Source organism: Bacillus sp. L_1B0_5, from assembly GCF_000836715.1.
GTDB classification, from domain to species: Bacteria; Bacillota; Bacilli; order Bacillales; family Bacillaceae_G; genus Bacillus_A; species Bacillus_A thuringiensis_S.
In genome coordinates this window covers 40,715-52,711 of sequence record NZ_JXIS01000047.1, presented here as the reverse complement: position 1 = coordinate 52,711, position 11,997 = coordinate 40,715, and the positions used below count along the sequence as shown (strand labels likewise).

Sequence of the window (11,997 nt, the reverse complement as noted above, 5' to 3'; positions counted from 1 at the left end):
GTAGGGTCGCGACTTACATATTCGTTTGCCTCTTTCATGCTTCTTACATATTGTAAGGAGCATTTTTTTGTCAAAAAATAGATTCAATATGCACCCGCTATTATATAAAATTATTTGTATAATAGTACGTGAGAACTCTTTTCAAGAGGGAGGTGTATAGTTAATGAAGTTAGTTATTCCGAAGCAACATGGTGCATGGGCCATGCTTGTTATACCTTTTCTATTAAGTGTCATACTTGGGAAACCTACTATTTATCATATTCCATTGTTTATAGCATGGTTTTTTATCTATTTAGCTACATATCCATTTCTTACGTACATAAAGCAAAGACGAAAAAAAGAGCTTTTACACGCCGCAATTGTTTATTTTAGTATTGCGTTCCTATTTGGGATGATTTCTTTATTATATGAGTGGCGAATTCTTTTATTCGTAATAGTAATGATTCCATTATTTATAGTAAATATGTATTATGCTCGTCAAAAAAATGAAAGAGCACTATTAAATGATATTTGTGCAATTATTGTATTTTGTATCGGTGGGTTAATTAGTTATTATTTTTCAATGAAGCAAATCGATCATATAGCATTATTCATTGCGCTTATTTCATTCTTATACTTTTTAGGTAGTACGTTTTATGTGAAAACGATGATTCGTGAAAAAAATAATCCGAAGTATCGTCTTATATCTTGGGGATATCATATCGTATTAACTATAATTGTATTTATGATTAATCCGTGGTGTTCTCTTATTTTTATACCAAGTGTCATTCGAGCAATTGTGTTGTATGGCAAAAAAATCTCTATTATAAAAGTAGGGATTTTAGAAATTGCTAATTCTGTATATTTTTTAATCATAACGGCAATAATTATGAAGTATGCCATTTGAAAAAACTTCCCATCGATAGATGGGAAGTTTTTAATCTTTTTCTAAAATGTGAACGGTGTACTCGCAACGTTGAATAGCTTGTTCAACAGCATAAAGTGATTGTTCAATACGAGCACGATTAAAATCTTTTTCAACTGTTTCAAGTGCTTCTTCTAAACAGTGTTTTGCTTCTTGTAATGATTGAAAAGAATCTTGTACATATCCGCGAGCATTTTGATGCATTTTATAATCCTCCTTGGCTGTTCATATACGAGTAGTATGAACAGTAAGAAAGAAAATATAATTTGTTATATTTATTATATTTGTTTGACAATTAAAGTGAAATTACGTATAGTAAGATTTAAGTGAATATTTTCTTATCCAGAGAGGTGGAGGGACTGGCCCGATGAAACCCAGCAACCGCGATGCAGGTGCTAATTCCAGCAGAACATATTTGTTCTGGGAGATAAGACGAAGATATATACGTAACTTCTTCTTATCGGAGAGGTTTTTTTGTTGTAAAAAAACCGATTACGAAAATTTATATTAAGAAGAAAGGGGTTGCGAATTACTGTGACACTCGAAAAATACGTAAAACTGCGTAGTACAGTTTATGAATATATGATAGAGCAAGATAAGCCGATATCATTGTTAGATATTCAAGAACATATCGTTTCGCATCATGAAGGAAAATTCACGAAAAAAATGTTACATCAATTTTATTTATCAAGGCTATTAGACGAACTGAAACTGGATGGGAAAATTACATTAGCTGATGAATATCTCTATACTGAAAAAGGGGTATTTTATAAGGCGAGAAAAGGGAGCTAAGCTCTCTTTTTTTAAAAATAACGGAGTATGTAGAGTAAAAGACTGCTAAAGCAGCCTGATACAGGGAATGGTGTTGAGTGTGTAGTGTCAAAAATTGAATGTGCCTGAAAGAGGCAATTCGTATCGGCTGCAAATGAAAAGAGACACCTTCGCCGAATAGGTGTCAGTCGTTTTGTAAAATAGACTTGCTATTTAACAGTTCTTAGAATAACATGCAGGGTTTTGGAAGTCAAAAGGGAATTAAAGGAAGGGGTACAATTATGTACGCTTACTTATTAAAAGATATAACGAAATGGATCCCAAAGTACGTTGTAGATAAGGGATATGAATATTATGAAGATGGACATATAGAAGATGTTGAAATACAAGATAACAAAGTGTTTGCATTCGTTACTGGAAATGCAGGGAATTATGAAGTAGTTATCGATCTCGAAGATTTTTCAAAAAGTAGTTGCGAATGTCCGTATGAAAATTATTGTAAACATATGGCGGCAGTTGTTTATGATATTCAAGGTGCTGGTGAGAGTGCAGTTAAAGAGAAACTAAAAGATTTAGAAAAAGAAGAGTTACTTACTGTATTAAATCGACTGTTGCAAAGTTCGAAAAACGTACAAATTGTAGAGAAGTTATTAAAGAAGGGGTAACTTTAAAGATAGAGGGAGTTGTTTTGTAGTGAACGTACTGATTATATACGCTCATCCTAATCCTTCAAGTTTTAACAGGGCAATTTTAGAGCATGTGCAAAAAGGGCTACAGGAAACAAATCATTCGGTTACGTTGCTTGATTTATACAAGGAACAATTTGATCCGGTACTTGTATTCAATGAAGAGAAGAAAAGACGTGATTTAGTAAATGAAGAAGAGACAGCGCGGTATAGAAAATTAGTGGAAGAAGCAGATACACTTCTCTTTATATATCCGATATGGTGGTGGGGGATGCCAGCTATTTTAAAAGGTTTTATTGACCGTATTTTCGTAGCTGGATTTGCTTATAAATATGAAGGTGCTCTTCCGAAAGGGTTATTGAAAGGTAAGAAAGCTTGGGTTATTAATACGTTAGACTCGCCTCTATGGTACGTCGCATTGTTATATCGATCAGCAGATTGGATTATGATGAAGAGAGGTGTTTTACGTTTTTGTGGCATTCGTGATATAAAACGGTCAGTTTTTCAATCTGTGAAAACGAGTAAAGTATCAAAGCGCGAAAAATGGTTATTACAAATAGAAGAAAAGGCTCGTACATTATGAATGAAGTCGATCGTATTATAAACTGTTGTCAGTATGATAACGAACTTTTTCGGAAGTATATTACGTGTTTACTTCAATTGAAAAAATGCAGCGATACATTTCAACAAATTCAAATAGAGTTAAGAAATGATTATTTAATAAGGGGAATTTGTGAAAGAGAAGTTGATGAGGTAGTACGGGGAAGTAAAGAATATGAAATGCATTTTCTTCCTAAAGTATTACAGTGGAATTTTTTGAGGGAACATCCACACCTGATTGGAAAAATTTGCGAAGATTTTTTTGCATTTGAGTCATTACATCTTAAGGACATAGAGTGGGATACAGTTATAAATTGCATGGGAAATAAATGATTTATTATGTAAAAAAGCTAGTATAAAACTAGCTTTTCGTTTAAATAACTAAGAAGCATAGACTAATGATGAAACCTGCATATAGTAAGTTAACAACGCAAAATCCCATAATGTCACGAGCACCTAAACCAGCTATCGCTAATGCTGGTAATGCCCAGAAAGGTTGAATTAAATTCGTCCAAGCATCGCCCCATGCAATTGCCATTGCTGTTTTTGCAGCAGGTACACCAAGTTCAGCGCCAGCTGGAATCATAATGGGTGCTTGCACGGCCCATTGACCGCCTCCTGATGGAACAAAGATATTAATGATGCCAGCACTTAAAAATGTAAAGAGAGGAAAAGTCGTTTCATTTGAAATGCTAATAAAGAAATTAGAAATAGCTCCTCCAAGTGAAAGTCCTTCACTATTTGCTCCAATCATCATCCCCATAATTCCTGCGTAAAACGGAAATTGAAGTAAAATGCCAGAAGCACTTTTCGTAGAGTCTGAAAAAGCGCGAATATACTGAATCGGAGTGCGGTGGAAAATAAGTCCAGCAATTAATAACATAAAAATTACGATATCGAGAGTAAGATTAAATCCTTTCGTATAAAAGTAATTGAAAATATAAATGAGACCTAACAATCCAACGCAAAGTGTAATAATGATGCTATTTTCCATTTTTTCAGCGAATGTATTTTTTTCTACTTCTTGAGCAGCAGCTTCTTCATGGAACACGCTAGGATCTACAGTTATCGTATGTTTTTCATCTGGATGCATCGCTTTATTAATGAGAGGCATCGTAACGAGAAAAATAATAACTGGAACGAGAGCGTATGGTGAGAATAGCGTTTCTGAGATTGGAATCGCTTCTTTAATACTGCCAGCTGTCGTTTTAATTAACGTTTCCCCGCCTGTTGCTAATGTCAGAGGAATAGAAGCAGAAAGCCCCGCATGCCAAATGAGAAATCCAGAATAAGAAGAGGCGATTGCTAGTCTATAATCTAATCCTTCTAATTGTCTTGCCACTTCTTTTGCGTATAAAACAGATACAACAATTCCAAAGCCCCAGTTTATGTATGCACCAAGTAAACTTACAATGGAAATGGCAATAATGCCTTGTCCAGTCGTTTTTGGTAGTCTGGCAGCTTTCGTTAATCCTTTTTTAATAAGAGGAGCATTTGCTAAAGCAGATCCAGTCACGAGTACAAGTGCCATTTGCATAGAAAAGGCGAGAAGCCCCCAAATTCCATTACCCCAGTGATTGATCATTTCTACAGGTGTTTGATGAGTCGCAAACATACCGAAGAAGATAACGAAAACAGTTAATAAACATGATAAAATAAACGGTTCTGGCAAGAAGCGTTGCACTAAGGCGACGCAACCATTTGTAAAAGAACGAAACAAAATAGATCAACCTCCTTATGTATATGTATTACAATTATTCGAGGTTATTTGAGAGATAACCTTTAATGTAAAGAAAATTCAGATATTTATAGGGTGGTAATTTATTGATAGATTGATATAGAGCCTCGTATCAGATACTGCTTTTAATATACTAGAAGAAAAACGGTTGTAAATGTGGCTAGCACTTATTGGGAGAGTATAGAGAAAGGTTACTAGCTGGTTTCAAAACAACTGTTGCAAAGGGAGAGGATACTCAATACAATAGTGTTGTATTACATGAGAAATATGTTTAAGCACAAATCTAGTTAAAATGTTTATACAAATAAATTTAATATTTAGGGGGGGTTATGATTAAAAGTTTTTATCTTTTAAAGCCTAAAATGTTTACGGCAGATATGTATTATAAAGTTTTTATTACAGGTGACTGTATATATTTTATAAAGATTGGCGGACAGTTTCATAGTCGACATGCTTATAAAAAACAGTTACCTGGTATTTCTGAGTTACTATTTTTGTTTTGGTTCAAAAAAATCGAGAAAAAACAATTAAACTTAGAAACTGAAATAGATACAAAAATACATACTGGAGATGTACATGAACTTTTGCAATTAAAGAATAACTTTTCCATTAAAACAAATACAATTGAAGAGGTACTATTAAATAAACGAGGAACGTTTCATACAGGTTTTAATGATAATGGGAAAATTTCATTTATATTACAAAATGGTCAAAAAGTAAAGTTCATCATCCCGGAAGAAACTTTATTTTCATCAATAGAAGAAATTTTCGACGAATATGAACAGACAATATTTGTAAGGGAAGTGTTTTAACGCATTCTCCAAAAGATGTGGATGTATTAGTTAAACACTTAATTAAACATGTAAACTGCTTATAGAAATTTTGATAGGCGTGTTTTAAGCAGTTATTCTTTCAGTATCTTCTAATATGTAGGAGTATAAATGAAATATCCCAACAAGAAAAAGCTTCCACTACTGTGGAAGCTTTTCTAAATGATGTGCAATATCAATATACATATTTGAGTAAACTGAATGTATTTCATTACTTGGCGTAGCGTTAGAAGAGAAGTGGACAATTACCATATTTGCTTTTGGATCGATGTAAAGTGTTTGTCCGTAACTACCTAACACTTCAAAAGCACCTTGTTCATTGTGCGGAATCCACCATTGATTATGATAAGAAATGGAAGCTCCAGGGCCAATTGCAAGTTCACCTTCTTGGACATTTTTTATATCTTCAGTAATAGAAGAAGGGAGAATTTGTTTTCCGTTATATTCCCCGTTGTTTAATAGTAATTGCCCGAATCTCGCCATATCTCTAGCAGTTGCATTTAAGCCAGCGCTTGCTTGTTCTATTTTCGTTTCATCTGTAACGTAATACGCGTTTTCTTCCATACCAATTGGAGACCAAATTCGTTCGCTAACATTTTCAGCTAATGATTTACCAGTGATAGTTCGAATAACCCAAGCGAGTGTTTCCGCTGATCCGTTATCGTAAGAAAAATCGGAACCAGGCGGTGCAGTTTCTTCTGCTTCTTGTAACATATCGTAAATTTTCATCGGACCGTCGTAGTTTTTACCTCGAGGTAAAATATTGCTCGCTAAATATAGTTGTGCATCTTGATTTTCTAATGCTGGATGTTCATATCCGTGAGTAGGGTACTGTGCAGAAACTTGCATGTCCAATAATTGCTGAAGTGTGGCATTACCGAACGGTGTATTTTTTAATTCTTTTATATATGTGTCAGCTGTTTTTTCTAAGTCAATACGTTTTTCTTCAGCGAGAGATTGTATAATTGCCCCGGTAAAGACCTTTGCTAATGACGCCATACCATGAGGTTCACTCTCGTTATATTTATTGAAATATCGTTCATAAACAAGTTGTTCATTATGTATAACGACAAAAGCATCCGTTTTGTTATCGTCTAAAATTTTTTTTAGAGGAGTTGTATTTCCGAATCTACGCTCCACAGCAAAATCGTCTAAGTTTTGTAGTGCGGAAGGGAAGTGAGCAATTTGATCAGGATTGTTTTTTACGTTATTAACTAAAGTGAATTCTTTCATATGTGTGTACGACCAGCGTAAGTAAGGGTCATCTAACCAGTTTTCTTTCGTCACATTATGTTTTGATGGGGTCGTTTTATTTTGTTTGAAGTAAGTAAACCCAAGCCCTGTAATTACAAATATGGATGTTAGTATGAGTAAGAGTAGGGGAGATTTTTTTAGTTTCATATAGGTCCCTCCTTTTTATTTCTATTATAAGTATACGCTTCTATTGAAAGAAATACAAAATAAGGAAAGTAAACAGGGAAGTTTACTTTCCTTATTAACGTTAAGCAGAAATTTTTCCGTCTGTAGATTGTTTCTTGAATTTTTGTTTTCGTCCGTGTAATCCGTAATATAAAAGTAAAGTGAAAGCAACGATAATAGCTGCGATAAAATACATATTATGATAACTGGATTTCGCTGCGACAATACCTAGAATGAAAGAACCGAAGCCAATACCACTATCAAAGAATGAGAAATACGTAGCTGTCGCAGAACCACGTCTATGGTTTGGAGCTGCAGAAATCGCAATCGTTTGGAAACTCGGAATTAATGTTCCGTAACCTAAACCGATTAGCATACCTGCGCCAAGGAACCAAAATGACGTTTGTGCTTGGCTTAATATGAACATTCCGATTGTGAAAATAATGATAGCAGGGTAAACAAGTACATTTTCACCGAAGCGATCAAAAATCTTTCCTGTAAATGGACGAGAAATTACAACGACAAGTGCATATACAATGAAGAAATAACTTGCAATTTCACTTAAACCGATTTCTTTCGCATAAATAGGAATGAAGGATAAAATACCACTATAAGAAAAGGCTAAAACAAATCCTGTAAGTGCAATCGGAATAGAAGATGGTTCAATTAAGTCTTTCCATTTCATTTTTTCGCGTTTTTGTTTGCTCACAGGTGCTTCATGCGGAATATTTACAAGTAGTCCTAATAAAAATGCAAGTAATGAAAATACGGAACAAACGATAAATAACACAGTGAACGAAAAATGAGAAATAATTGTTAAACCTAAAAAAGGACCAATTACCATCGGCAGACTCATAAATACGCCGAAATATGCAAGTGCTTCGCCTCGTCTATGAGCTGGCGCAACATCAGTTACAATCGTACCAGTAGCTGTCGTTGCCATCCCGAACCCAATACCGTGTAAGAAGCGAAGGGCAAGTAATAAAAATAAACTTTGCGCACCGAAATACATAACAGTAGCGGCTAAAAATAATGAAAGTGAAATAAATAATATTTTCTTTCTTCCTAAATCATCGAGCCATTTTCCTGTGAATGGTCTACATAAAACAGAAGAAATAAGAAACACAGTTGCAACTAAACCAATTTCCTCAGGTTTTCCTTTTAGGCCGTCTATTACATAGACAGGCAGAGTAGTCATAAGCATGTAAAATGTTAAGAAGAGAAATAGACTACTAAAACAAGTTCCGAGGAAATCCTTCGTCCAAAGTTTCTCACTTTGCATCGTCATCCCTCCAATTTAATCTAAATTTTTAATAATTTGTTGTAACACTTGAAATGCTTGATGTAAATCATCTTCGTTAATACCTTCTAGCGTTTTTTCTTCGAAAGTATCAACTTCTTCTTGCCATACTGGAACCATCTTTATCGCTGTTTCGGATAAAGAAATGAGCTTCTCGCGGCGATCTTTACCTTCTGTACGAATAATCCATCCCATCGTTTCCATACGTGTTAACGTACGAGTCATCGTTGGTGATTCAACATTTAAATATTGGCATAATTCTGTTTGGGTACAAGAACCAGTTTGATTAATGCGGAAAATAACAGCCCACTGCGCACTAAATAACCCAGTTGGAGATACACGCTCATTAAATTTCTTCGTAAACTTTCGAGAAGTCTGGCTGACGATATGAAAAAAATGTTGTTTTTCGTCCATGTATTTTGATCCTTTCAAATTAGTTACCTAGCTAACTATATACTTTTTTATAATAATTGTCTAGTAATAGACATGTTGATTTATGTAAAAAATTCTTATAGGTTTTATGTTGCGAACGTATATTCTACGTGCTATTCTTTAATTAAGTAAAGAATTTTCTTTCTATTAAATAGAATGGGGGAACTTGTGATGATTAAGCCTGCAACAATGGAGTTTGTTTCACTATCGAACGGAGAAACGATTGCATATCAGGAAGTTGGAAGGCGAAATACAGATATTCTTGTACTCATTCACGGGAACATGACATCGTCACAACACTGGGATTTAGTCATTGAAAAGTTGCAAAATCAATACCATATTTACGCTCTTGATTTAAGAGGATTTGGACAATCAACATATAATCAGTCGATAGATTCATTACAAGACTTTGCAGAAGATGTAAAATTATTTATCGACGAGTTAAAGCTAGAGAAATTCTCATTAATGGGCTGGTCAATGGGCGGTGGTGTTGCGATGCAATTTACAGCGAATCACCCAACTTTTGTAGAAAAGTTAATTTTAGTAGAATCAGTAGGAATGAAAGGATACCCAATCTTTAAAAAAGATACGAATGGGCAGCCAATCGTATCAAGTTTAGTAAAGACGAAAGAAGAAATTGCGCAAGATCCAGTACAAATCGCTCCAGTATTAGACGCGATAAAAAATATGAACAAACTATATTACCGTACAGTATGGAATCTATTAATATATACACATAATCAACCTGAACCGGACCGTTATGAAAAGTATTTGGATGATATGTTAACGCAGCGTAATTTCGTAGATGTGAATTATGCGCTCATCACATTTAATATTTCGGATGAACATAATGGGGTTGTAGAGGGAAGTAAGCAAATTCATCGTATTAAGGCGCCGACACTCGTCATACAAGGTGATAGGGATTATGTCGTACCGCAAGTAGTCGGTGAGGAATTAGCGAAACATTTGCCAAATGCAGAGTTGAAGGTATTAGAAGATTGCGGACACTCACCGTTTATTGATTGTTTAGATGTATTTATAAAACATGTAGAAGATTGGTTAGAATAGAAAGAATCCCCAAAATGAAAAGTGTTGCATATACTATAACATTTGTATGTAAAAGGGGAGATTATCAATGCATAAACCATCCTTAATCGCTTATTCGCCATATGATCATCAAATATACAAAAAAATAATGATAGACCCGATGTATATGCAAGTTTTACCAGCTGTAGTTCCTTTGCAAATGCAGCAGCCACTAGCAGCTCACATGCAACATTACTTATATGGACCATCATTTTATGAAAATCCATATTTCAAGCACTTTCATAACAATGTGAAAGCACAAGTTTGGGAAGGATAGGAAGCTAAAAGGTTCATTCTTTTAGCTTCTTTTTTATTGCGAATATTCGTACACGCATTTGAAGAAACAGTTTATAATGAAAAGTGGAAGCGTGAGAAGGAGAGGGACAAAGGATGTCAATGCGTTTTACATTTTGGATTATGGTTGGGATTGTAGCAATTTCTGGTTTATCACAAGGAATGCTCTTACCTGCCATTGCAATGATTTTTGAACAAGAAGGGGTTAGTTCAAGTATTAACGGTATTCATGCAACGGCATTATACATTGGGATATTAGTTATTTCGCCGTTTCTTGAAAAACCGATGCAAAGGTTTGGAATGAAGCCAATTATCGTTATAGGTGGGTTTCTCGTTATTATTTCATTATTCTTTTTTACACAAACATTTTCGTTTTGGGTATGGTTTATCCTTAGATTTCTAGTTGGAGTCGGAGATCATATGCTGCATGTCGGAACGCAAACGTGGATCACGACAACATCAGACCCAAGTAAAATAGGGAGACAAGTATCGATATACGGTGTATTCTTCGGAATTGGTTTTGCTGTTGGTCCGTATTTAGCAAGCACTGTGCAGTACGGTCTTGCAACACCATTTATTATATCTACTATACTTTGTTTAATAGGTTGGCTTTTACTACTTCCAACAAAAAATGCATTCCCAGCGCAAGATGAAAGTGAAGTGAAGAGTGAATCATCATTTTCTCGTTATAGACAAGTTGTTGGATTAGGATGGATTGCGTTACTAGGACCACTTGCATATGGCGTACTTGAGGCGATGTTAAATAGTAACTTACCAGTATACGCGCTTCGTAAAGGGTGGTCTGTTTCAGATGTATCCTTCTTATTACCAGCATTTGCAGTTGGGGGTATTATTACACAAATTCCGCTCGGTATATTGAGTGATAAATACGGAAGGGATCGTATATTAACGTGGACGTTTAGCATAAGTACGGGCATTTTTCTACTTGCTGCCGTATTTGATCAATATTACTGGATCGTCTTTGCCTGCATGCTTTTAGCGGGTATGGTTATTGGATCGTGTTTCTCTTTAGGGCTTGGATTTATGACTGATTTATTACCGAGACACTTACTACCGGCAGGTAATATATTATCCGGAATCGCTTTTAGTTTAGGAAGTATTATGGGGCCTGTATTAGGCGGCGTATTTATAGAAAAAATACAGTATACAAGCTTTTTTATTGCGGTTATGATTATAATGGGAATTCTAGCAATGTTATATATGGTCTACATGAAGAATCAATTCGCATCAAGAAAAATAGAAAGCAGGTTAGGGCATGACAAAACAACCTAATAAAAAGAAATTTGAAGTACTTGAAAATGAAACAATTACAGACTGCTTAGCACGTATGGAACAAGAAGGCTACGCTCCGTCTCGTCGTATGGAAGAGCCGATCTTTCATGAAGTAAAGAAAGACGGTAAAACAGTAGTTGAGCCGTGCGGTAGGAAGATTGTTTTTGAAGGGAAATTGAAGTAATCCAATAACAAATTCTCTTTATCGTATAGAGCCATCCAATAGCTGGGTGGCTTGTTTTTTTATTAATCAATGAAGGAAGGAATTAATTAAAATGAATCTCCCTTTCATTTCTCCTAATTGGCTTCTTTATATGGGTCAAAAGATTGCTACTTTTTTCGTATATTGGTAAAATAAGTTCTTGGGTCTTACTTATTGTTATCGGTATAATGTTTGTCGCTTAACGTAAAGAAGTTAGTTACAAAGATTCCATAATATTTAAAGGGGGTACAGCAACGATCCCCTCTTTTTGGAGCCACTACAAACGTAAAGCAAGAGAAGAGGCTATATGAACTATTCTTCTATCTTGTTTAGATTAAACGAGTTACTGCAATTGGAACAGGTATATGAAACTAGTCGACATCCTGATGGATCATATTTTTCTAGCAATCTATCAATTCTGATGGAATTGATAGATTGCTAG

The 11,997-nt window shown here is 34.9% G+C and carries 15 protein-coding genes and 1 riboswitch; of the genes, 10 read left to right on the top strand and 5 right to left on the bottom strand.

The genetic code is table 11. The features are described from left to right. Nucleotides 1-163: 163 nt before the first annotated feature. Nucleotides 164-886, top strand: a complete 723-nt coding sequence (locus tag RT27_RS16280) for a YwiC-like family protein (RefSeq protein WP_043936663.1) — start codon at nucleotides 164-166, stop codon at nucleotides 884-886. A 30-nt stretch (nucleotides 887-916) separates the two neighbouring features. Here RT27_RS16280 and RT27_RS16275 read toward each other — a convergent pair whose 3' ends face one another. Beyond that, on the bottom strand, nucleotides 917-1,108 hold the full coding sequence (locus RT27_RS16275) for a hypothetical protein (RefSeq protein WP_016080931.1): 192 nt from the start codon (nucleotides 1,106-1,108) through the stop codon (nucleotides 917-919). A 131-nt stretch (nucleotides 1,109-1,239) separates the two neighbouring features. Then, a riboswitch (SAM riboswitch) is annotated at nucleotides 1,240-1,338 on the top strand. 70 nt (nucleotides 1,339-1,408) lie between these two features. Between RT27_RS16275 and RT27_RS16270 the strand changes: the two genes are divergently transcribed. The 4 genes from RT27_RS16270 (at nucleotide 1,409) to RT27_RS16255 (ending at nucleotide 3,294) form a co-directional block, all read left to right on the top strand. Then, nucleotides 1,409-1,696 carry a hypothetical protein gene (locus RT27_RS16270; protein WP_033694638.1) on the top strand — a complete coding sequence of 96 codons (288 nt, stop codon included), beginning with the start codon at nucleotides 1,409-1,411 and terminating at the stop codon, nucleotides 1,694-1,696. A gap of 260 nt (nucleotides 1,697-1,956) precedes the next feature. Then, nucleotides 1,957-2,340, top strand: coding sequence for an SWIM zinc finger family protein (locus RT27_RS16265; RefSeq protein ID WP_016080933.1), 384 nt, complete (start codon nucleotides 1,957-1,959; stop codon nucleotides 2,338-2,340). Nucleotides 2,341-2,368: 28 nt separating this feature from the next. Continuing rightward, on the top strand, nucleotides 2,369-2,944 hold the full coding sequence (locus RT27_RS16260) for an NAD(P)H-dependent oxidoreductase (protein ID WP_043936662.1): 576 nt from the start codon (nucleotides 2,369-2,371) through the stop codon (nucleotides 2,942-2,944). After that, nucleotides 2,941-3,294: a hypothetical protein gene (locus RT27_RS16255; protein ID WP_029442825.1), complete on the top strand. Its 354-nt coding sequence runs from the start codon at nucleotides 2,941-2,943 to the stop codon at nucleotides 3,292-3,294. Before RT27_RS16260 ends, RT27_RS16255 begins: the two co-directional genes overlap by 4 nt. A 40-nt stretch (nucleotides 3,295-3,334) precedes the next feature. Here the strand turns inward: RT27_RS16255 and RT27_RS16250 are convergent, their stop codons facing one another. Continuing rightward, on the bottom strand, nucleotides 3,335-4,681 hold the full coding sequence (locus tag RT27_RS16250; RefSeq protein ID WP_043936661.1) for a short-chain fatty acid transporter: 1,347 nt from the start codon (nucleotides 4,679-4,681) through the stop codon (nucleotides 3,335-3,337). Nucleotides 4,682-5,028: 347 nt separating this feature from the next. Here RT27_RS16250 and RT27_RS16245 point away from each other — a divergent pair, with 347 nt between their 5' ends. Further along, nucleotides 5,029-5,511: a hypothetical protein gene (locus RT27_RS16245; protein ID WP_016080937.1), complete on the top strand. Its 483-nt coding sequence runs from the start codon at nucleotides 5,029-5,031 to the stop codon at nucleotides 5,509-5,511. 159 nt (nucleotides 5,512-5,670) lie between these two features. Here the strand turns inward: RT27_RS16245 and RT27_RS16240 are convergent, their stop codons facing one another. From RT27_RS16240 to RT27_RS16230, 3 genes are all read right to left on the bottom strand, one after another. Next, nucleotides 5,671-6,930, bottom strand: a complete 1,260-nt coding sequence (locus RT27_RS16240) for a serine hydrolase domain-containing protein (RefSeq protein WP_043936660.1) — start codon at nucleotides 6,928-6,930, stop codon at nucleotides 5,671-5,673. A gap of 100 nt (nucleotides 6,931-7,030) precedes the next feature. After that, nucleotides 7,031-8,230 carry an MFS transporter gene (locus RT27_RS16235; protein ID WP_016080939.1) on the bottom strand — a complete coding sequence of 400 codons (1,200 nt, stop codon included), beginning with the start codon at nucleotides 8,228-8,230 and terminating at the stop codon, nucleotides 7,031-7,033. Nucleotides 8,231-8,245: 15 nt separating this feature from the next. Continuing rightward, complete coding sequence (locus tag RT27_RS16230) at nucleotides 8,246-8,662, bottom strand: MarR family transcriptional regulator (RefSeq protein WP_016080940.1); 417 nt, start codon at nucleotides 8,660-8,662, stop codon at nucleotides 8,246-8,248. Nucleotides 8,663-8,851: 189 nt separating this feature from the next. On the opposite strand from RT27_RS16230, the gene RT27_RS16225 reads away from it, so the two are divergent. The 4 genes from RT27_RS16225 to RT27_RS16210 all read left to right on the top strand — a co-directional run bounded on the left by RT27_RS16225 (nucleotide 8,852) and on the right by RT27_RS16210 (nucleotide 11,537). Continuing rightward, on the top strand, nucleotides 8,852-9,748 hold the full coding sequence (locus RT27_RS16225) for an alpha/beta hydrolase (RefSeq protein WP_016080941.1): 897 nt from the start codon (nucleotides 8,852-8,854) through the stop codon (nucleotides 9,746-9,748). A gap of 67 nt (nucleotides 9,749-9,815) precedes the next feature. Beyond that, nucleotides 9,816-10,043 (top strand): hypothetical protein, encoded by a 228-nt coding sequence (locus RT27_RS16220; protein WP_016080942.1) that lies wholly within the window; start codon nucleotides 9,816-9,818, stop codon nucleotides 10,041-10,043. A gap of 113 nt (nucleotides 10,044-10,156) precedes the next feature. Then, complete coding sequence (locus tag RT27_RS16215) at nucleotides 10,157-11,353, top strand: MFS transporter (RefSeq protein ID WP_043936659.1); 1,197 nt, start codon at nucleotides 10,157-10,159, stop codon at nucleotides 11,351-11,353. Continuing rightward, complete coding sequence (locus tag RT27_RS16210; protein WP_000166303.1) at nucleotides 11,337-11,537, top strand: NETI motif-containing protein; 201 nt, start codon at nucleotides 11,337-11,339, stop codon at nucleotides 11,535-11,537. Before RT27_RS16215 ends, RT27_RS16210 begins: the two co-directional genes overlap by 17 nt. Nucleotides 11,538-11,997 lie beyond the last annotated feature (460 nt).

Bases quoted from the DNA above. Each gene is read 5' to 3' on its own strand.
- RT27_RS16215 (WP_043936659.1), top strand. From the start codon at position 10,157: ATGTCAATGCGTTTTACATTTTGGATTATGGTTGGGATTGTAGCAATT.
- RT27_RS16225 (WP_016080941.1), top strand. From the start codon at position 8,852: ATGATTAAGCCTGCAACAATGGAGTTTGTTTCACTATCGAACGGAGAA.
- RT27_RS16235 (WP_016080939.1), bottom strand. From the start codon at position 8,230: ATGCAAAGTGAGAAACTTTGGACGAAGGATTTCCTCGGAACTTGTTTT.
- RT27_RS16220 (WP_016080942.1), top strand. From the start codon at position 9,816: ATGCATAAACCATCCTTAATCGCTTATTCGCCATATGATCATCAAATA.
- RT27_RS16280 (WP_043936663.1), top strand. From the start codon at position 164: ATGAAGTTAGTTATTCCGAAGCAACATGGTGCATGGGCCATGCTTGTT.
- RT27_RS16255 (WP_029442825.1), top strand. From the start codon at position 2,941: ATGAATGAAGTCGATCGTATTATAAACTGTTGTCAGTATGATAACGAA.
- RT27_RS16230 (WP_016080940.1), bottom strand. From the start codon at position 8,662: ATGGACGAAAAACAACATTTTTTTCATATCGTCAGCCAGACTTCTCGA.
- RT27_RS16210 (WP_000166303.1), top strand. From the start codon at position 11,337: ATGACAAAACAACCTAATAAAAAGAAATTTGAAGTACTTGAAAATGAA.
- RT27_RS16265 (WP_016080933.1), top strand. From the start codon at position 1,957: ATGTACGCTTACTTATTAAAAGATATAACGAAATGGATCCCAAAGTAC.
- RT27_RS16275 (WP_016080931.1), bottom strand. From the start codon at position 1,108: ATGCATCAAAATGCTCGCGGATATGTACAAGATTCTTTTCAATCATTA.
- RT27_RS16240 (WP_043936660.1), bottom strand. From the start codon at position 6,930: ATGAAACTAAAAAAATCTCCCCTACTCTTACTCATACTAACATCCATA.
- RT27_RS16245 (WP_016080937.1), top strand. From the start codon at position 5,029: ATGATTAAAAGTTTTTATCTTTTAAAGCCTAAAATGTTTACGGCAGAT.